Origin of the sequence: Nocardioides sp. YIM B13467, from assembly GCF_042788075.1 — a bacterium.
Classification (GTDB): Bacteria; Actinomycetota; Actinomycetes; order Propionibacteriales; family Nocardioidaceae; genus Nocardioides.
On sequence record NZ_JBHZPJ010000001.1, the window covers coordinates 48713 to 68888 of the forward strand.

General features: G+C 68.5%; 19 protein-coding genes. 6 read left to right on the top strand and 13 right to left on the bottom strand.

From position 1 onward, the window contains the following. Positions 1-4 precede the first annotated feature (4 nt). From ACFX43_RS00245 to ACFX43_RS00270, 6 genes are all read right to left on the bottom strand, one after another. Positions 5-1207, bottom strand: coding sequence for a hypothetical protein (locus ACFX43_RS00245; protein WP_350716524.1), 1203 nt, complete (start codon positions 1205-1207; stop codon positions 5-7). Continuing rightward, on the bottom strand, positions 1207-1509 hold the full coding sequence (locus ACFX43_RS00250; RefSeq protein WP_378815667.1) for a hypothetical protein: 303 nt from the start codon (positions 1507-1509) through the stop codon (positions 1207-1209). Before ACFX43_RS00250 ends, ACFX43_RS00245 begins: the two co-directional genes overlap by 1 nt. Positions 1510-1562: 53 nt before the next feature. Next, complete coding sequence (locus ACFX43_RS00255) at positions 1563-3575, bottom strand: MDR family MFS transporter (RefSeq protein WP_378815669.1); 2013 nt, start codon at positions 3573-3575, stop codon at positions 1563-1565. A gap of 73 nt (positions 3576-3648) precedes the next feature. Then, the gene (locus ACFX43_RS00260; protein ID WP_378815671.1) at positions 3649-4809 is read right to left on the bottom strand and encodes a hypothetical protein; all 1161 of its coding nucleotides are present in this window, start codon (positions 4807-4809) and stop codon (positions 3649-3651) included. Between the two features lie 103 nt (positions 4810-4912). Continuing rightward, complete coding sequence (locus ACFX43_RS00265) at positions 4913-5173, bottom strand: metal-sensitive transcriptional regulator (protein WP_378815673.1); 261 nt, start codon at positions 5171-5173, stop codon at positions 4913-4915. Then, positions 5157-5579, bottom strand: a complete 423-nt coding sequence (locus ACFX43_RS00270; RefSeq protein ID WP_378815675.1) for a DUF302 domain-containing protein — start codon at positions 5577-5579, stop codon at positions 5157-5159. The genes ACFX43_RS00265 and ACFX43_RS00270 overlap by 17 nt, the downstream gene beginning before the upstream one ends. Before the next feature lie 129 nt (positions 5580-5708). Here ACFX43_RS00270 and ACFX43_RS00275 point away from each other — a divergent pair, with 129 nt between their 5' ends. Next, positions 5709-6098, top strand: coding sequence for a carboxymuconolactone decarboxylase family protein (locus ACFX43_RS00275; RefSeq protein WP_378815677.1), 390 nt, complete (start codon positions 5709-5711; stop codon positions 6096-6098). A gap of 35 nt (positions 6099-6133) precedes the next feature. Further along, on the top strand, positions 6134-6304 hold the full coding sequence (locus ACFX43_RS00280) for a hypothetical protein (protein ID WP_378815679.1): 171 nt from the start codon (positions 6134-6136) through the stop codon (positions 6302-6304). Positions 6305-6404: 100 nt separating this feature from the next. Here the strand turns inward: ACFX43_RS00280 and ACFX43_RS00285 are convergent, their stop codons facing one another. The 4 genes from ACFX43_RS00285 to nrdR all read right to left on the bottom strand — a co-directional run bounded on the left by ACFX43_RS00285 (position 6405) and on the right by nrdR (position 11301). Continuing rightward, complete coding sequence (locus ACFX43_RS00285) at positions 6405-7049, bottom strand: hypothetical protein (RefSeq protein ID WP_378815681.1); 645 nt, start codon at positions 7047-7049, stop codon at positions 6405-6407. After that, positions 7049-7327 (bottom strand): SHOCT domain-containing protein, encoded by a 279-nt coding sequence (locus ACFX43_RS00290; protein WP_378815682.1) that lies wholly within the window; start codon positions 7325-7327, stop codon positions 7049-7051. Before ACFX43_RS00290 ends, ACFX43_RS00285 begins: the two co-directional genes overlap by 1 nt. Positions 7328-7714: 387 nt before the next feature. Next, the gene (locus ACFX43_RS00295) at positions 7715-10636 is read right to left on the bottom strand and encodes a vitamin B12-dependent ribonucleotide reductase (protein ID WP_378815684.1); all 2922 of its coding nucleotides are present in this window, start codon (positions 10634-10636) and stop codon (positions 7715-7717) included. A 164-nt stretch (positions 10637-10800) separates the two neighbouring features. Beyond that, a complete protein-coding gene (nrdR, locus tag ACFX43_RS00300) occupies positions 10801-11301 on the bottom strand; it encodes a transcriptional regulator NrdR (RefSeq protein ID WP_160025421.1) in 501 nt (166 codons plus the stop codon). A gap of 398 nt (positions 11302-11699) precedes the next feature. Between nrdR and ACFX43_RS00305 the strand changes: the two genes are divergently transcribed. Beyond that, a complete protein-coding gene (locus ACFX43_RS00305; protein ID WP_378815686.1) occupies positions 11700-12593 on the top strand; it encodes a hypothetical protein in 894 nt (297 codons plus the stop codon). 137 nt (positions 12594-12730) lie between these two features. Here the strand turns inward: ACFX43_RS00305 and ACFX43_RS00310 are convergent, their stop codons facing one another. Beyond that, a complete protein-coding gene (locus tag ACFX43_RS00310) occupies positions 12731-13108 on the bottom strand; it encodes a LysM peptidoglycan-binding domain-containing protein (protein WP_378815687.1) in 378 nt (125 codons plus the stop codon). Positions 13109-13290: 182 nt separating this feature from the next. Here ACFX43_RS00310 and lexA point away from each other — a divergent pair, with 182 nt between their 5' ends. From lexA to ACFX43_RS00325, 3 genes are all read left to right on the top strand, one after another. Beyond that, a complete protein-coding gene (gene lexA, locus ACFX43_RS00315; RefSeq protein ID WP_160025424.1) occupies positions 13291-14058 on the top strand; it encodes a transcriptional repressor LexA in 768 nt (255 codons plus the stop codon). A 97-nt stretch (positions 14059-14155) separates the two neighbouring features. After that, positions 14156-15826, top strand: coding sequence for an alkaline phosphatase D family protein (locus ACFX43_RS00320; protein ID WP_378815689.1), 1671 nt, complete (start codon positions 14156-14158; stop codon positions 15824-15826). A gap of 122 nt (positions 15827-15948) precedes the next feature. Further along, entirely contained in the window at positions 15949-17457 is a 1509-nt protein-coding gene (locus ACFX43_RS00325; protein ID WP_378815690.1) for an MXAN_6640 family putative metalloprotease, read from the top strand. A gap of 55 nt (positions 17458-17512) precedes the next feature. On the opposite strand, the gene ACFX43_RS00330 is transcribed toward ACFX43_RS00325, so the two are convergent. Together ACFX43_RS00330 and ACFX43_RS00335 are read right to left on the bottom strand one after the other, a co-directional pair. Further along, positions 17513-19507 (bottom strand): ATP-dependent DNA helicase, encoded by a 1995-nt coding sequence (locus ACFX43_RS00330; RefSeq protein WP_378815691.1) that lies wholly within the window; start codon positions 19505-19507, stop codon positions 17513-17515. A 10-nt stretch (positions 19508-19517) separates the two neighbouring features. Further along, the coding region (locus tag ACFX43_RS00335) for an SGNH/GDSL hydrolase family protein (protein WP_378815693.1) at positions 19518-20176 on the bottom strand (659 nt) is incomplete at its 5' end.

Below are 20176 nucleotides of genomic sequence, written 5' to 3' on the forward strand. Positions count from 1 at the left end.
GGTCCTAGTCCCAGAAGGTGATGGCGTCGCCGACATCGGAGGCTACCTCGCCGGCGCCCTCCGCGAAGTCGCTGACCCCGTCGACCACGGCCTCACCGAGCTCACCAGCCTCGTCGACCACGAAGTCAGCGGCCTTGCCGGCCAGCCCGGAGCCGATCGCACCACCGATCACGCCACCGACGACACCGCCGATCACCGTGCCCGGACCGGGGAAGATGCTGCCGATCGCGGCACCGGCCTGAGCGCCGGCCCAGGCTCCACCCGCGGCGCCCGCGGTCGTGATCGCGGAGGTGCTCACCGTGCGGCTCACCCGCTCCGTCGTCGACAGCGACGGGTCGTCGGCGTCCTTCTGCCACTGCTCCCACGCCGAGGTGCCGGCCGTGACCACCCAGCCGGCCCGGGTCGCCCACTTGCCCGCGGTCAGCCACTTGCCGCGTACGGCTGCCTTGTTGGCCTTCGCGTGCCAGTTCTTGTCGCTGAGCACCTTCGCGGCGCGCTCCAGCTTCGTCAGGCTCGACGGGCTGGCGAACCGGCCGTTCACCCGCGGCTGGAACGTGCCGTAGCGGCTCTTCACCATCCAGTCGACGCCGGCACCGGCTCCCAGACCGGCCAGCCCCAGGGCGTACGCACCGATCTGCATGCCGTCGGAGAAGTCTTTCGGCAACAGGCCCAGGTCCTCGAGGCGGTCCTCGATCCAGCCGTCGCCGGTCGACTTCGAGATCGCCTTGCCGAGGTCCTCGTGGGCGTTGTCCTCGTCCTTACGAGCCGTCTCGACCCGGCTGACCAGGTCGTTCCACTTCTCGACCTTGGTGTTGTGGGCGTTGACGTCGCCCTCGGACGCGTCCTCGCCAGGGTCGGTCGGCGGCGAGATCATGGTGCCGCTGACCGTGAGCCCCGCGCCGCTGGCCTCGGTGCGGATCGTCGACATCTTCGTCTCGACCGCCTTGAGGTCGCCCGAGAAGGTGGAGAGGCCCTTGCCCATGGCCTCGATGCGCGACTCGAGCTGGCGCAGGTCGCTCTTGCGCTTCTCCGCCTTCGACTCGAAGGCGGCGCCCGCCTGTCCCTTCCACGAGCCGGCGGTCTTGATCGCCTTGCCGAGGTCGTCGAGCGCGTCACCGACCGCGTCCTTGGCGGTCGTGCACGCGTCCGCCGCGGTCTGCGCCGCCGACGCGTCGCCGTAGACCTTCGTGTCCATCGCCTCAGGCATCAGTTGCCCCTCACCCTCTGCTCCTGGCGCCGGCCCGCGTCGCCGGCCCCGTGATCGGCGGTGGTCGCGTGGTCGAGAGCGTTCTGTACGCCGTCGCTGAGTGACCCGAGACCTTCCGCCATCCCTCCGACGGCCGCCGCCAGCGACGCCAGTGCCGTCGCGACCTCGGAGGACGACTCCCCGACGTCAGGTGTCTTCTGCAGCGGCTTGGCCTGCTTGAAGAGGTCGCCGCCGGCGGTGTCGAGGGTGTTCTTGATGGACCTGAGATCGTCGGGATTGACGTGCATGTCGTCGTCACTCATGCCTTCGTCCTACCCGCTCTCGCCGATTTCAAACACGCCGAAAGCAAAAAGCCCTATGCGGCGGTCTCGGCCGGGCTCCGCACGTCCTGCTCGCCCTCCACGAACTTGCGGGAGAGCACCGCGAGCGCCTCGTCGAGCTTGGCGTCGTCAGCACCCCAGTCGGAGAGCTCGGTGGCCAGCCACTCCTTGAACGCCGCGACCAGCTTGGCGAGCTCCTCCCTGCCCGCCTCCGTCAGGGCGTACGCCGTCTCGTCGCCGTGGAGGTAGCCCTCCGCCGCGGCGGTGGCGAACGCTGGCGCCAGCACCGCGCCCGGCATCCCGAGGCGGTGGCCGATCGCGACCAGCGAGGTCTCGCCGCCGACCCACTCGCGGATCCCGATCTGGCGTACGCACCACGCGGTCGCCGCGTCGAGATCGACCGCCGACTCCCGGAGCATGGTGAAGGTCTCCGGCGGCTGGCGCCGGATGAGCTGGGCGACGGCGACATCGAGGCGCATCGCGCTGTCGGAGGAGTTGGGCATCGCGAAGCCGTCGCCCGTGTCGGTCGCGGCAGCCCTCGAGGTGCCGCGTAGGGGCACTTCCTTGAGGAGGAGCGCGACCACGAATGCCAGCCCGGCGACAGGGACCGCGGCGAGGAAGACGATCTGCAGCGTCTCCGCATAGGCCCCGATGATCGGTGCGCTCTGAGCCTCGGGCAACGCGTGCAGAAGGGCTGGTGTCGCGACTTCGTCCGCGGAGACTCCGGCCGCGGCGAGGGCGGCGGGGAGTCGGTCGGCGAGCCCGTTGGCATAGACGGTTCCCATGATCGAGGCGCCGAACGAGCTGCCCATCGTCCGGAAGAAGGTCACGCCGGAGGTCGCGACGCCGAGGTCCTCGTAGGCCGCGGTGTTCTGAACGATGATCGTCAGGATCTGCATGCTCAAGCCGACACCCATGCCCATGATCAGCAGGAACAGCGACATCATCAGGGTGCTGGTGTCGGCGTCCATGGTCGAGAGCAGATAGAGCCCCAGCGCCATGATCAGGGCACCAGCGACCGGGAAGATCTTGTAGCGGCCCGTCCGGCCCACGATCGAACCCGCCACTGTCGATGTCACCAGCAGACCGATGACCATCGGCAGGGTCCGGATCCCGGACGACGTCGCGGAGACGCCGTGGACGTACTGCATGTAGGTCGGCAGGTAGGTCATCGCGCCGAGCATCGCGAAGCCGACGATGAACGAGAGCACGACGCTGACCGTGAACACCCGGTCCCGGAACAGCCGCAACGGCAGGATCGGGGAGAGCGCCCGCGACTCGACCCAGACGAAGATCGCGAACGCGACCGCCGAGCCAATGAACAGACCGATGATGGTCGCCGATCCCCAGGCGTACTCGGTCCCGCCCCAGCTGACGGCCAGCGTCAGCATCGAGGCGCCGAGGCCGACGAAGAGGATGCCGAGATAGTCGATCGAGGGTCGCTTGCCGCGGGCGATCTGCGGCAGCGTGAGGCTGGCGATCGCGATCACGGCGATGCCCAGCGGCAGGTTGATGTAGAACGCCCAGCGCCAGGAGAGATGGTCGGTGAAGAGACCGCCGAGGAGTGGCCCGAGCACGGTGGTGGCACCGAAGACCGCCCCGAGCGCGCCCTGGTACTTCCCTCGCTCGCGCAGCGGGATGATGTCGCCGATCAACGCCGTCGCGGTCACCATCAGGCCACCGGCACCGATGCCCTGTACGGCTCGAGCGCCGATCAGCCAGGCCATGTCGGTCGCGAACCCGCACGCGGCCGAGGCGAGGATGAAGAGCCCGGCGGAGACCTGCAGCATCAGCTTGCGGCCGAAGAGGTCGCCGAACTTGCCGGCAAGCACGGTCGCCACAGTCTCGGCCAGGAGGTAGGAGGACACCACCCAGGACAGGTGGCCGGCACCTCCGACGTCGGCCACGATCGTCGGCAGCGCAGTCGACACGATCGTCTGGTCGAGCGCCGCGAGCAGCATGCCGAGGAGCACGGTGCCGAAGATGAGATTGATCCGGCGCCGGCTCAGCGGAGGCTCGGCGTCCGACGTCGCCTGCGATGCTGCCATTGCGACCCCCACGGTCTCGACTGGAATCAAACTAAGCCAAACTCCAGGTCGGGGCGAGAGGCCTCGCGGAGTGTCAGGCAGCCTCCTCGTGGTGGTCGGCCAGGTCGCGGATCAGGCTCGCGGCCGGCTCGTGGACGAATTCGGCGAACCCGCCGAGCGCGGCAAGACCATCGGGCGGCGTGCCCGAACCGAGCGCCGTGATCGTCTCCGGTCGCATCAGCCACGCGGCCAGACACGCGGGATAGTCGGCAGGATGGTTGAACAGCTCGTCGAGCTCGACCAGCCCATCGTCATCCGGATTCCTGAACGCATGCAGCCCCGCGTCCATGGCGAGGTTGACCAGCCCGTACGGAATGTCGGTGAGCAAGCCGTAGTCGCGAAGCCCGCGGTGGGTCCAGATCTCACCCGGCTCGCGCCCCGGCCTGCCGGTCCTGTCACGCAGCGCGTCGATCCACCGCTCCGGCTCATCCGCCACGGCGTACGCCACTTCCTCAGGCACCCGCAGTGGCGCCGTCTCGAACATCAGGCCGTCGTCGATCGGCACGATCCGGCCGATCACGCACTCCCCGTCGTCGACGAGCAGACCAGCACCGATGTTGATCGTGGTCAGCTGCTCTCCGGTCCTCGGATCCTCCCAGAGCAGGTGTCGCGGCTCGTGCCCCCGCAGCCGTAGGCCACGCATCGGCGCCCGCACCCACTCCCAGATCCGGTCGGCACCGGCGATGAGGTCGCCGGATGCGTTGTGGCGCAGGAACGCCTCGAGCCCGCCGAGCTCGTAGAGGAAGGTCTGCCGGTAGACCCAGTCGCGATCCAAGATCTGGATCCGGTCGTCCTCCCGGTCACGTCCGGGGTCGGGGCCACCACGGACGTCCAGCGCGACACGGATCGCCTTCGACATCCGCCACTGGTTGCGCGCGTGGGTGCTCTGCAGCGCCTGCGCCACGATCCATCGCGAATGCGCCCACCTCGGCATCAGCGCCTCGAGCAGCCGCAGCTGTTCCAGCCGCTCGAGGCGCGACGGATGCCAGAACTGCTCCTTGTCGAGCTGGTCGCTGGTCGTGTGGATGATCTCCAGGGCCGACTTCACATCCCCGCGAGCCTCGGCGTCGTTCACCGCGAACATCGCGGGCCAATAGGGACTGTCGACGACCTTCTCCGCGAACGACCGCCGCCGCGGATCCCCGGGCCTGTTCGGTGGGCGAGGTGACTTCTCACGCTTCTTTCGTTTGGGCATGACCCCAGCAGACCCCGGATCTCTACACCCCGCCAGCGCCTATCACCGACCTGTGGATAACCCTGTCCCGAAGCTCGCCTGTGGACAGTGATCGGCCCGCCGATCAGGCAAGAGCGAGGAAGAGCTTCTCCATCTTCTTGGTGTCGACACTGTCGCGCCCGCCGTCGGCGAGGCACTTCTCCAGCCCGGTGGCGACCAGCGCGTAGCCGCCTCGGCTGACCGCCTTGTTGACCGCCGCGAGCTGGGTCAGCGCGTCTTCACACTCCGAGCCCTCCTCGAGCATCCGGATCACGGACGCGAGGTGTCCGTTGGCCCGCTTGAGTCGGGTGATGACGGCCTTGATCTCGTCAGGCTCGAGCTGCATCGTCGTCCTTCTTCTCTCCAGTGAGTGCTTCCAACATGCCAGTGAGGCGCTGACGCGCGTCCGCCGCGACCTCGGCGACGCCGGCGTCCGAGCTGAACGAGGTCATCGCAGCCGGGTCGAAGATCTCCACCCGGGTCTCCTCGCCCTGGGCAGCGACCACGACGTTGCACGGCAGCATCGTCGCGATCCGCGGGTCGGCCTCGAGTGCGCGATGCGCGAGCTGGGGCATGCAGGCTCCGAGGATCACCTGCTGCGGGATGTCTACACCGAGCTTGGCGTGCAGGGTCGCCTTCAGGTCGATTTCGGTGAGGACGCCGAACCCGGCGTCGCCGAGCAGGTCTCGCACGCGCGCCAAGGTCTCCGCGTACGACGCGGGGACGGTGGCACTGAGAGTGAAGCTGGTCATTGGTTCTCCTTCGTCTTCAGCGATTCTATAACCCCCCGGGGGGTTATGCTACCGTCTTAAGTGTAACCCCCCGGGGGGTTACGATTCTGAGGAGAGACACCTCCTCCACCGCGGCCGAAAGGAGCCATCATGACCACCACTACTGACCATGCCTCGCCCCACGGCAAGAGCGTCCTGCGGGACCTGGGGCCGCTCCACCAGGAGCTACGCAGTGCCATCCCCGACGTCTACAAAGGCTGGGGCGGGCTCTCCAAGGCGGCCTTCGCCGATGGTGCGCTCGACCGCAAGACGAAGGAGCTGATCGCCTTCGCGATCGGCGTGGTCGAGGGCTGCGATGGCTGCATCGCCTCCCACGGCCAGGCCGCCGCTCGCGCCGGCGCGAGCCCTCAGGAGGCAGCCGAGGCCATCGGCGTCACCTTCCTCATGCACGGCGGTCCCGCCACCATCCACGGCGCGCGAGCCTTCGACGCGTTCTGCGAGTTCGTCGACGCCCTCGACGCCGGCGAACCTCCCGCCTGACCACCGACCAGAACCACAGAAGCAGGAACCGAACAATGTGTCGCCCCGTCCGCTGCAAGAAGTGCAAGAAGACCACCTGGGCCGGCTGCGGCCGCCACGTCGCCCAGGTCAAGGCATCCGTACCCTCCGGCCAGTGGTGCGCCGGACATTCCGCCGATCCCAAGGACCCGAACGGCACCTGGCTGAGCCGCATCCTCGGCCACTGACCGAACGGAAGAAGCCCGTTCCAGGTCTGCGCTCCGGGCGTTCATCGGCGCCACTGCTGGTGGTCGTTCGTCCGACGAGCAGTCGAACTCGAAGGTGCGGCTACGCGCCTTCGGACATCTCCCGGAACTCCCCGTGCCAGCTGTGGTACCAGACGGCGCCGGTGACGGCGTTCACCGAGAGCATCCCCTCGATGCGGCCGTCCTGGAGCGTGTGCAGGGTGTAGTAACCGGGAAAAGCCTCGGCTTCGGCGACCGCGAGTCCGTGCTCCTCGGCCCACGCCTGTGCGGCGGCCCGGGCCTGCTCGGCGTCGAGCCGTACGGGGCCACTGGGCCGGGCCATCATCCCGTAGCGGGTGTTCCACATCATGGCCGGCCCGAACTCGAGCTGTACGGCCCCGGTCGACGGGTCGACCAGCACCTCGGTGGCCTTGGCCCCGTCGGACTCCTCGAGCTCGGCGTAGTAGTTGTTGGCGAACCGCATCACCTCGCCCACACGCAGCCCCGACCCCAGCGTCTCGGCAAAGTCCTCGGCTCGCTCCCGTGCCTCGGCCAGGTCGTCCACCGGGTCGCGGTCGCCGGCCAACCACCCCGACTCGGCCGAGCCGCCCATCATCGGCATACCCGTTCCGCCCCACGGGCCGAACCCGCGCCCGCTGTCGTCATCCTGGATGACCAGCCAGGCGCCGGAGGCGAGCATCGCGAGCAGGGCGACCAGCGGCACCCACAGCGTCTTGACCGTACGCATCACCGGGGCTCGCTCCCGGTGGTCCCGGAGGAGCGCAGGGTGGCGCGCATCGACCGGTACGTCTCCTCGTCCAGCTCCCCGGAGGCGAACCGTCGGTCCAAGATGTCCTCGGCGCTCTCCGTGGGTGCTCCGCCCCGTCGTGGTGTGGAGTCGCCCCAGGCGCCTCCGGTCGGCAGGACGCGGGCGATGACCCAGATGACCAAGGTGATCAGCCCGACCCAGAAGATGGTCATGGCGATCCAGCCCGCGGCGCCCATGCCGTATCCGTAACCCATCATTGTCGGCTCCTGTCCTCCGGGCGAAGTCCCACTGCGCGGCCGCGCTGCGCACCTCGCCTACATACAGCGATCGTCACGCGCCGACGGCGCCGGACACAGGGACGAAGGCCACACATCGGAGGGCCGGAAGGCCAGCGTTCGCGGGTGTCCTGGGCCTGCGAGTGGCCCGACCGATCGAGACGGCGACGTGGGAACCCACGGGTCATCAAGCACGTGGGCGCGGGCGACTCCGTGCTGCTCCGATTCGTGCTCGATTCCTCTGAACGACGACGATGTGAACCGCCCAGAACGGTCGCGTGTGGTGGAACGCCAAGAACCCAGCAAAAATGCCGTCCGGTCCCGCACCCTGAACTCGGGTGCGGGACCGGACTCATTCAGCCTTCAGGCTCAGCTGCAACCAGAGGTCGAGCCGCAGCCCTCGCAGACGTAGCAGGAGCCGGCGGGGCGCATCTTGGTGCCGCAGGTGAAGCAGAGCGGGCTGTCGATAGCCATGCCGCTGATCGACTCGAGCAGCTCGGCGGTGGTGTGGGCGGTGGCCTTGGGCGCCTCCTCGACGACCTCGGCCTCCTCCTCGACCTCGGCCTCGACCGGCTCGGCAACAGGAGCAGCAGCCTTGCGCTCCGGAGCCGGCTTCTGGACGAGCTCGGCGGCGGTGGTGCCGTTGCCGAGCTGCTCGTAGGAGCCGGTCTCGAGGTAGCGCTGACGCTCGTCGGCGGAGTAGATGCCGAGAGCCGAACGGTCCTCGAAGGACATGTAGTCCAGCGCCAGGCGGCGGAAGACGTAGTCCATGAGCGACTGCGCCATGCGTACGTCCGGGTCGTCGGTCAGACCGGCGGGCTCGAACTTCAGGTTGGTGAACTTGGAGACGTAGGTCTCCAGGGGCACGCCGTACTGAAGGCCGACGGACACCGCGATGGAGAAGGCGTCCATGACACCGGCCAGGGTCGAGCCCTGCTTGCCGAGCTTGAGGAAGACCTCACCGAGCTCACCGTCGGCGTGGGCACCGGAGGTCATGTAGCCCTCGGCGCCACCGACCGTGAAGGAGGTGGTGCGCGAGACGCGGGACTTCGGCAGGCGCTTGCGGGTCGGCGCGTAGACGATCTTCTCGATGATCTTCTCGACGACCTCGGGCTCGACCTCGGCGGCCGGAGCCTCCGGAGCAGCGGTGGAGAGACCCTGGTCCTTCTTGGCGCTCTCCGACTTGCCGTCGGCCAGCGGCTGGCCGACCTTGCAGTTGTCGCGGTAGATCGCGGTGGCCTTCAGGCCCAGCTTCCACGACTCCATGTAGACCTGCTCGATCTCCTCGACCGTCGCGGTCTCGGGCAGGTTGACGGTCTTGGAGATCGCACCGGAGAGGAACGGCTGGGTCGCGGCCATCATGCGTACGTGGCCCATCGGCTGCAGCGCACGCTTGCCCATCGCGGTGTCGAAGACCTCGTAGTGCTCCTGGCGCAGGCCGGGGGCGTCGATGACGTGGCCGTGCTCGGCGATGTAGGCGACGATCGCCTCGATCTGCTCGGGCTGGTAGCCCATCTTCTTCAGCGCGCGCGGGATCACCTGGTTGACGATCTGCATCGAGCCGCCACCGACGAGCTTCTTGAACTTGACCAGCGAGAAGTCGGGCTCGATGCCGGTGGTGTCGCAGTCCATCATGAAGCCGATGGTGCCGGTCGGCGCGAGCAGCGAGGCCTGGGCGTTGCGGAAGCCGTTGACCTTGCCGATCTCGACGACGTCGTTCCACACGCGGGTCGCCGCGTCGATGATGTTGCGATCGACCGGGTTGATCGAGCGGACCGCGTCGTTGGCGGCCTGGTGCTTGCGCATGACCCGCTGGTGGGCCTCGGCGTTGCGGGCGTAACCGGCGTACGGCCCGACGACACCGGCCAGCTCGGCCGAGCGCTTGTAGCCGGCACCGGTCATCAGCGAGGTGATGGCGGCGGCCATCGTGCGGCCACCCTCGCTGTCGTAGCCCAGACCCATCGCCATCAGCAGCGCGCCGAGGTTGGCGTAGCCGATGCCGAGCTGGCGGTAGTCGCGGGTGGTCTCGCCGATCGCCTCGGTCGGGAAGTCGGCGAAGCAGATGGAGATGTCCATCGCGGTGAAGACGACCTCGCAGGCCTGCTGGAAGCGCACGGCGTCGAAGGTGTCGTCGTCCTTGAGGAACTTCAGCAGGTTCAGCGACGCCAGGTTGCAGGAGGAGTTGTCCAGCGACATGTACTCCGAGCACGGGTTGGAGCCGGTGATCCGGCCCGTCTCCGGGTTGGTGTGCCAGTCGTTGATCGTGTCGTCGTACTGCAGACCCGGGTCGGCACACTCCCACGCGGCGATCGAGATCTTGCGGAACAGCTCGCGAGCGTCGATCTCCTCGATGACCTCACCGGTCGTACGCGCCCGGAGGCCGAACTTCTTGCCCTCCTCGACGGCGCGCATGAACTCGTCGGAGACGCGCACGGAGTTGTTGGCGTTCTGGTACTGCACGGACGAGATGTCCTTGCCGCCCAGGTCCATGTCGAAGCCGGCGTCGCGCAGCGCGCGGATCTTGTCCTCCTCGCGCGCCTTGGTCTCGACGAACTCCTCGATGTCGGGGTGGTCGACGTCGAGCACGACCATCTTCGCCGCGCGACGGGTGGCGCCACCGGACTTGATGGTGCCCGCGGACGCGTCGGCGCCGCGCATGAAGGAGACCGGGCCGGAGGCGGTGCCGCCGGAGGACTTCAGCAGCTCCTTGGAGGAGCGGATGCGGGAGAGGTTGAGACCGGCACCGGAGCCGCCCTTGAAGATCAGGCCCTCCTCCTTGTACCAGTTCAGGATCGAGTCCATGGAGTCGTCGACCGAGAGGATGAAACAGGCCGAGACCTGCTGGGGGGACTCGGTGCCGACGTTGAACCAGACCGGCGAGTTGAAGGCGAAGTGCTGGTTGACCAGCAGCCAGGTGAGCTCGCGACCGAAGAGGTCGGCGTCGGCGTCCGAGGCGAAGTAGTCGTTCTCCTTGCCGGAGGCGACGTAGGTGTTCACGACCCGGTCGATCAGCTGCTTCAGGCTCTGCTCACGCTTCTCGGTGCCGATGGCGCCGCGGAAGTACTTGGTCGTCACGATCGTCGAGGCATTGATCGACCAGAAGTCGGGGAACTCCACGCCGGTCTGCTCGAAGACGGTCTCGCCGGTCTTCCAGTTCTTCTGGACGACGTCGCGCCGCTCCCAGGTGATCTCGTCGTAAGGGTGGACGCCCTCGGTGCTGAAGATCCGCTCGATCTTCAGCCCGGCGCCCGTCTTCGACGATGCCTGTGCCTCTGCTGCCGTGTCTGTCATTTCGTTCCCCCTGTTGTCATCGATCGCTGTGCCGTACTGCTGGTCGGTGCTGATGGTGGAGTCCTTGCTCTGTTCTATCTGTTTCCGCTGGCTGTGCCGTTGATTGGCCCGAGCAGGTCGCTTCCCCACGGCCTGCCCGGGCCGGTCTGTGTGTCCCGTGGGACCTAGTCGGAGCCCACCGGGGCCTCGACCGGATGTTCTGCCTCGAAGTCCTGGACTTCCCGTTCCGTACGCAGCATCTGGATCTCACGCTCGAAGTCCTCCACCGAGCCGAAGGCCCGGTAGACGCTCGCGAAACGCAGGTAGGCCACCTCGTCGAGCTCGCGCAGCGGCGCGAGGATCGCCAGCCCCACCTCGTTGCTGGGAACCTCGGCCAGCCCCTGGCTGCGCAGCGCCTGCTCGACCTCCTGGCCGAGGCAGGCGAGCTGGTCCTCGGTGACCGGCCGGCCCTTGCATGCCTTGCGTACGCCGTGCACCGCCTTGTCGCGGCTGAACGGCTCCGCTGCGCCGGAGCGCTTGGCCACCATCAGCTGCATCTGCTCGACGGTCGTGAACCGCTTCCCACATTCCTGGCAGACCCGGCGGCGCCGGATCTGGCCACCGTCCTCGGCCACGCGGGAGTCGAGCACCTTGGTGTCGCTGTGTCGGCAGAACGGACAGTGCACGGTCGAGCCCCTCTCGTGAGACCTGTGGATCCAGGCCGTCTCATCGGCGGCCCGAGCCTGTGGAACCTGTGGATATGAGCGTGAGTCCCTGTGGAACAACACCCCCATCGCTGTGGGCCATCCGCCTGTTCATGTGAACTAGATGTGGATAACTACAGCGGTGTAACTACTAGATGTAGTGGTAACCGTACGCCCGCCCCCACGACGATGCAAGCGAGGGTCGCGTTTACCCGCGTGTCCGGCGTGTCGCCGGTCAAACACCGAAAGATTCCGGTTCAGCGGCGACGGACTGGCCTGGATGAGTAAGAATGACCCCCGTGACAAACATCTCCGGAGGAAATCGCGTCGGGTCGCGGAGAGGCACGCGCCCCAGAAGCGGTCCCCGGCCACCTTTCATCTTGCCTGCGATCGCGACACTGGCATTCCTCGTCATCTGGGGAGTGCTCGTGTGGGTCGCCGTCGGTTTCGGGGCCGACGCACGGGGAGGCGAATCCGGCGCCTGGGCGAAGCTCGCCATCGCGGCGGTCGTTGCAGTCGCCTGCCTCTTCCTGACCTTCACCTTCGCCGGGAAGGCCTGGCGGGCCTTCTCCGGCTCCCCCACCACGCCACCCGCCGACGACTACACCGGAAGCCACTCCAACGCCTACGTCGAGGAGCAGGACTACTCGGCCCCGGCCTACTCCGACCAGGCCTACCCTGAGCAGGCCTACCCGGAGCAGGACTACTACGGCACCGGCTCCTACGGCTACGACGACACCGGCTACGGCCGGCACAGCTCCGACACCGGGAGCCAGCCGCCCTACGGCGACACCTCGAACCGCTCGGCCTACACCGACACCGGCTCCCAGTCGCCGTACGGCTACCCCAGCAGCGATCAGGGCTACGGCAACACCGGCAGCCGGGCCGCCTACGGCGCACCTTCCTACCAGCCGCCGACCAGCCCGCCGCCCACGCCACAGCCCTACTACTCCAGCCCGCCGACACCGACGTCGACGCCGCAGAGCACTCCGGGGTACGGCTCTCAGGGATACGGCACGGACAGCTACCCCACCCAGCAGGCCGGCTCCCCGCAGTATCAGTCCGGCGCCTACCAGACCCCGACCGGCTACGGCCAGACCGGCTCGCGGGCTCGACTGATCCAGGATCCCGCCGCGACCCAGGCGATGCCCACCCAGCGCCAGCCCCAGGACCCGCCGGTCGAGCCGGACGACGAGTGGCCGCCGCGGCACAGCACCCGCAACAAGCAGTGGCCGCCGGCCGAGCCGGACAACCCCTACCGCGGGCGCCACTGACCCGACGCAGCGAGAGTGCTGCAGACGCTTCCCATCGTCTGCAGCACTCTCACTCTTTTCCCCGGTAGCCGGCTGCCAGGGTGCCCGCTGCGCGGGCTGACTCCCTCGAAGGAGCAGCCGGACATCTGTGCGGCGCCTTACGGCGCGGTCGGAACGATCAGCGTCTGTCCGGACACGAGCATCGAGGACTCGAGACTGTTGAGCTCCTTGATCGTCTGCTCCATCTCCCGAATCGAGGAGTCGGTGCCGGCGACGGCCTTCGAGGAGATGTCCCAGAGCGTGTCACCATCGCCGACGACCATCGTGTGGGCGGAGGGAGAGGGGCTTTTGTCCGCACCGTTCTCCACCGCGAACGCCACCTTCGCCCCGATCAACGCGATCCCGAAGAGCACGACGAGCGCAAATGCGAACACGACGACTCGGCCGCGACGAGTGAGTCGCACGGTCGAGCGACGCACCTCCGGCGCCGGGCGCGGCGGCTCGGCTACGGGCAGCACATAGACTGTTGCACTCATCTCACGGCCTCCTGATCACAAGTCTCTCGATCACGTGTTCGATCGAGCACATGTTCGAAGGTAGATCACGTGTTCGAACAACGCAAGTAGCGACCCCAAGAATTTTCGAACGCCGACACGCGCCGCCCATGAGGTCGAACAAATGTTTGATGTGGTGGTGCCAGAGGGACTAATGTGGTGACATGACCACGCAGAAGACAGGCACCGGATCAGGCGGTTCGAAGAAGAGCCGCGTCCGCGAGCTGCCCGACGGGCCGCCGGACGCGACCGGGCTCACGCCGCGTCAGCAGCGCATCCTCGCTCACCTGCGCGACAGCATCGAGCAGCGCGGCTACCCGCCCAGCATGCGAGAGATCGGCGCCGCGGTCGGGCTGACCAGCACCAGCAGCGTCGCCCACCAGCTCCGTGCGCTGGAGCAGCGTGGTCTGATCCGCAAGGACCCGAAGCGACCGCGCGCCCTCGAGGTCTTCCTCCCGGAGGTGATGGCCCACCGCAAGGCCATGTCCGGCGAGGAGCCCGAGTCGACGATCACCGCCGAGGCCGACATCAACCCCAACCCCGACGCCGCCATGGTCCCCCTGGTCGGGCGGATCGCGGCCGGTGGCCCGATCCTGGCCGAGGAGACCTCGAGCCAGCAGAGCATCGAGGACGTCTTCCCGCTGCCCAAGCAGCTGGTCGGCAACGGCGACCTCTTCCTGCTCTCGGTCTCCGGTGACTCGATGGTCGACGCGGCGATCTGCGACGGCGACTTCGTGGTCGTGCGCCAGCAGCCGACCGCCGAGAACGGCGAGATCGTGGCCGCGCTGATCGACGGTGAGGCCACCGTCAAGACGCTCTCCCGCAAGGACGGCAAGGTCTGGCTGCTGCCGCACAACGCTGCGTACGAGCCGATCGACGGCACCCACGCGACGATCCTCGGCAAGGTGACGGCGGTCCTGCGCAGCCTCTGAGCCCTGCGCCACACCTCCCGGAACCAGTCCGGGAACACTGCGTGAAATCCAGCCGCCGGCCCATGACAGGGCCGGCGGCTGCGTCGTTCCATACAGCGTGATCCAGACGCAGATCGACCGCCGCACCCTCATCGCCGCCGGGCTGGCGACCGCCGCAGGAGCCGGTGCCATCGCACTTCCCGAGCCCGCGGAGGCCGCGGGCGGCACGCTCAACCATTTCCAGCACGGCGTCGCCTCCGGCGACCCGCTCCCGGACCGCGTGGTCATCTGGACCCGGGTCACGCCGACGGCGGACGCGACTCCGGGGTCCGGGCAGGGTGAGGAGGTCCTGGTCCGCTGGGAGGTCTCGCCCACCGCCGACTTCGCCCGCGTGACCGCGAAGGGATCCCAGCAGACTGGCCCCGACCGCGACCACACCGTGAAGCTCGACGTCACCGGCCTGGCCCCGGAGAGCTGGTACTTCTACCGATTCACCTACAACGGTCAGACCAGCCGGGTCGGCCGCACCCGCACCGCTCCGGCCGCCGACGCAACCCCGGAGAACGTACGTTTCGGGGTGGTCTCCTGCTCCAACCTGCAGGCCGGCTGGTTCGCGTCCTACCGCCACCTGGCCGCCCGTGACGACCTGCACGCCATCCTCCACCTGGGCGACTACCTCTACGAGTACGCGCCCGGCGAGTACGGCTACGGCATGGCCAACGAGGACGTCCGGCCGCACGAGCCGGCCCACGAGATGCACACGCTGGCCGACTACCGGATCAGGCACGCGCAGTACAAGCGCGACGTCGACCTCTCCGCCGCCCACGCCCGGCTGCCCTGGATCGTCACCTGGGACGACCACGAGTCGGCCAACGACGCCTGGCTGCTGGGCGCCGAGAACAACGAGCCCGGCGAGTACGACTGGATCGATCGCAAGACCAACGCCAACCAGGCCTACGACGAGTGGATGCCGCTGCGCGTGGACGGCACAGCAACGGTGGAGACCGACGGCCACCTCCACGACCGCATCTACCGGCGGCTGCGTTTCGGCAACCTGCTCGAGCTGAGCATGCTCGACCTGCGCTCCTACCGCTCCCAGCAGGTCGCCCGCACCGACCTGGCCGGCGTCGACGACCCCGACCGCACGATCACCGGCGACGAGCAGCTGGCCTGGCTCAAGGACGGCCTGCTCACCGACGCCCAGTGGAAGATCGTCGGCAACCCGGTGATGATCGCGCCGGTCACCTTCGGCGCGCTCCCCAAGAGCCTCATCAGCCCGATCAACGACGTCACCGGCCTGCTGCCCGACAACGGCATCGCCTACAACGTGGACCAGTGGGACGGCTACACCGCCGACCGCACCGAGCTCTTCGAGCACATCCGCAACAACGCGATCACCGACACCGTCTTCGTCACCGGCGACATCCACTCCGCGTGGGCCTGCGACCTGCCGTACGACTCCGCCGTCTACCCGCTCGGCAAGACCGCCGGCGTCGAGTTCGTGGCCACCTCGGTGACCTCGAACAACCTCAAGGACATCCTCGGCGCTCCGCGCCGCACGGTCAGCCTGACGGTCGAGAACATGATCAGGACCGCCAACCGCCACGTCCGCTACCTCAACTTCGACGACCACGGCTACTCCGTCCTCGACGTGACCCGCAACCGAGCCCAGATGGACTGGTACGTCATCGGCGAGCGCAAGGACTCCAACACCACCGCCACCTGGACCAGGTCGTACGCCACCGCAACCGGAAGCAACAGGCTCCATCACGTCACGCAGCCCGTCTAGGCCGTGTCCGCCGGACACAGCGACGCTCTGCGCCTAGACTGCCCAGGTCTGCCTTCCCGAACGTCTGGTATCTCATGCGAAACATTGCCCGCCGGATCAACCGCAAACAACGATCCCTCGTCTTGATCGCAGGCATGGTCGTCGCGACGTTCGTCGCCACCATGCCCGCAACCGGTTCGACGCCGGCCACCTCGGTGCGGACCGGCGGTGACACCAGCGCCGAGCAGCCGGTGACGGAGAAGGCGGCCCGGGAGGCGCTCGCCGCAGCCAAGAAGGTCAAGCGCAACCAGTCGGTGCGCGGCACCCGCCAGGTCGTGCCCGGGCGGCACGTCGCCGGTCGGCCCGACGCGACCATCGCGCTGACCGACCTGTGGAACGCCAAGGACGCCCTGGACGGCTCCAACAAGGCGGCCGCGCGTGAGCTGCTCGCCCGCCCGCGCACCGCGACCCAGACCTGCAGCGACGTGGTCTGCGTCCACTACACGCCGGGCAAGGGCGGCGACCGTGCCTCGACGACGTATGCGAACCAGGTCCGTGACGTGGTCACGAAGGTCCACAACCTCTACGTGCAGGCGGGCTACCGCAAGCCCGCGGCCGACAAGTCGGTCACCCCGGGCAAGGTCGACATCTACCTGGAGAACCTCTACGACGAGGGCTACTACGGCTACTGCGCGCCCGAGACGAAGGTCTCCAAGACGGCCGCGACGGCCTACTGCGTCATGGACAACGACTACGCCACCAGCGAGTACGGCACGGTCAACACGCCCACCGAGAACCTCCGGGTGACCGCCGCTCACGAATACTTCCACGCGGTCCAGTTCGCCTACGACGCCGGCGAGGACCGCTGGATGATGGAGTCCACCGCGACCTGGGTCGAGGACGAGGTCTACGACAGCATCAACGACAACCGGCAATACCTGGGCTACGGCCAGCTCGAGGACCAGCGCAAGCCGCTGGACAACTCCTACGCGTCCAACCTCGGCATCTACGGCAACTGGATCTTCTTCCGCTACCTGTCCGAGCGCTTCGCCAAGGAGCGGGGGACCCTGCCGGAGGTGGTCCTCTCGATCTGGAACCGAGCGCCGTCGACCTACTCGACCACCGCCATCCGGCAGGCGCTCGCCGCTCGGGGCACCACGCTGAAGCAGCAGTACATCCGCTTCGCCGCCGCAAACCTGGCCCCCTCGAAGACCTACAGCGAAGGCCGGGCCTACTACCCGCCGGTCTACGACGGCCGCACCGCGCTGCCCGCCAAGCGACAGACCGTCGACGGCAAGTTCACCCTCAAGCACCTGACCTACGCCTCCCAGCGCCTCGTCCCGAAGAACGTCGGCAAGGGCTGGAAGCTGCGGATCAAGGTCGACGTGGCCCGGCCCAACGCCAACGGCGCCGTGGTCAGCATCTTCCGCACCGACGGCACCCGCGGCGTCTACTACCTCAAGCCCAACAGCAAGGGCATCGCCACCAAGACCATCGAGGGCTTCTCCTCGAAGCGGATCCGCAAGGTCGAGGTCACCTTCGCCAACGCGAGCAGCAACTTCAGCTGCGGCCAGGGCACCGCGTTCTCGTGCCACGGCGTCGCGACCCCCGACAAGGCCACCCACCGCTGGTGGGCGAAGACCTACCGCTGACCCAACCCACGCCGAGTCGGCTCGTCATGACGAGCCGACTCGGCGTCGTTTTCGGTTAGGACGAGGCCATCTCCGAGAGTCGCTTGAGGGCCTTCCGTACGACGTCGGGGTCGGTCGTGGCCCACATCGGCGGCAGGCTGGCCTTGAGGAACCCGCCGTAGCGGGCGGTGGCCAGGCGGGCGTCCAGCACGGCCACGACGCCGCGGTCGGTGGTGGTGCGGATCAGCCGGCCGGCGCCCTGCGCGAGCAGCAGCGCGGCGTGGGTGGCGGCGACCTGCATGAACCCGTTGCCGCCGGCCTTGTCGGCCGCCTGTTGCCGGGCCGACATCAGCGGGTCGTCGGGCCGCGGGAACGGGATCCGGTCGATGATCACGAGCTGACAGGTGTCGCCGGGGACGTCGAGGCCCTGCCACAGCGACAGGGTGCCGAAGAGCACTGTGTGGGGGTCGGCGACGAACTGCGCGGCGAGCTCGGGCAGCTGGGCGTCACCTTGGGCCAGCGTGGTCAGGTGAGGCAGCTTCTGGCGCACGACCTCGGCGGCAGCCTCGGCGGCACGCCGGGACGAGAAGAGCCCGAGCGTACGCCCGTCGGCGGCGTCGACCAGGTCGACGATCTCGTCGAGGGTCTTGGCGCCCATCCCGTCGCGTCCGGGAGGAGGCAGGTGGCGGGCTACGTAGAGGATCCCCTGCTTGCCGTAGTCGAACGGGCTGCCGACATCGAGGCCGATCCACGGCAGCACGTCATCGGTACGCTGCGCCCCGGCGCCCACCTCGGTGCGCTCCTCCGCCTTGAGCCCGAGGGATCCGGCCACGGGGCCGAAGTCGCCGCCGAGCTTGAGGGTCGCCGAGGCGAAGACGACGGTCTTCTCGGTGAGCAGCTTCTCGCGCATCTGCGCCCAGACCTGCAGCGGCGCGACGCAGAGGCGGGGCGGGATCCGGTCGCCGCCCTCGTTGAGCCAGATCACGTCGTGCTCGGAGGCCGCGGCCATCCGCTCGGCGGTGGTGAAGACCTCCTGCAGGCCACCCTTGGCCTGCTGGAAGCCGGGGTCGGCGCCCTCGGAGTCCTTCGGCTTCGGCAGCGCGGAGAGTGCGGACCGAGCGGCGTCGCGCACCAGCACCAGAGCGTCCGAGACCACCTCGGGGAGCGTGATCAGCCGCCCGGGCGAGGTCTCGTTGATCGCCGCGCGCAACGCGTCGGAGGCGTCGGCGAGGTCATCGGCCTCGGAGCCCTCGATGTGCTTCTGGGCCCGTCGGGCGGCCCGCTCCACCTCGGCCGCGGTCAGCTCGTCGGTCGCCGCCTGGGTCACCCGGGCGACGAGCTCGTGGGCCTCGTCGATCACGACGGCGTCGTACTCCGGGATCATCGGCACGCCCTCGATCGCGTCGATCGCGAGCAGGGAGTGGTTGGTGACGATCAGGTGGCTCTTCTGGGCCTTGTCGCGGGCTACCTCGGCGAAGCACTCCTCGCCGAAGGGACACTTGGCGGCGCCGAGACAGTCGCGGTGGTTGACGGAGACCTGGCGCCACTCGCGGTCGGTGTGACGGGGCGCGGAGTCGCGCTCGCCGCTGCCGCCCTTCTCCGCCTGCTTCTCGGCCCAGCTGCGCAGCTCGAGGACCTTCTCGGCCATCGGGCCCAGCGGGACGTCGACCAGGGTGCCCTGGTCGTCGGGGGCGCCCTCGCGCACCCGGTGGAGGCAGGCGTAGTTGGAGCGGCCCTTGAGGACGGCGTAGGAAGCGTCGACGCCGGGGCGCGAGCCGATCGCCTTGACCAGGCGCGGCAGGTCGCGCTCGACGAGCTGGTGCTGCAGCGCCAGGGTCGCGGTGGCGACCACGACCCGGCTGTCGTGGAGCAGCGACGGGACCAGGTAGGCCAGCGACTTCCCGGTGCCGGTGCCGGCCTCGACCAGCAGGTGCTCCTCGTCGGCCAATGCCTGCGCGACCGCGTCGGCCATCAGCACCTGACCCTCGCGGGTGGCCCCGCCGAGGGTCGCGACCGCATCCGCCAGGGCTTCACGTACGGGCGTCTGGGAGGCGGTCTCGGTTGCGGTCACTCGGGCAACCTTAGCCGTGGGCGGGGACAGTCTCCGATCGGCTCTCCGCGATCCGGCGGGCGACGATCTCCCCGAACTGCATGTGGCCCGCCACCGTCAGGTGGGTGTTGTCCGCGAGCATCGGCAGCTCGAGGTCGAAGACGTTGATGTACGTCACCCCGTACTCCGCCGAGACCCGCCGCATCATCTTGTTGACGACCCGGATGGCCTTGGCGCGGGAGTTCACCTTGGGCGCGCTGAGCACGATCACCTCGTGGCCCTTCAGCTCGTCCAGGGTGGCCCGGAAGCCCTTCTCGACGTCGTCGAGATCGCTCTTGGAGTCGTTGATGCCGCCCTCGAGCACGACCAGGTCGGCCCCCTGCGCCACCGCGTCGGGAACACGCTCGGGGAACGAGATCGGGCCGCACCGCTCCATCAGCTCGTGCGAGTAGCCGGTGCCACCGAAGCCGGAGACCCGCACCTCGCCGTCGAGATAGCGCGGCCAGGACAGCCCGGGGTCGTCCAGCCCGAAGCCAGAGGCCCAGGAGTCACCGATCACCACGACCCGCTCGCCGGCTCCGGTCACCACAGAGGCGCGGGTCACCGACTCGGCGGCCAGCCGGGTGCACAGGTCCTGGGTGACCGCGTTCCCCTGGCTCGCCTCCTGGCCCGGAAGCATGCCGTCGTCCT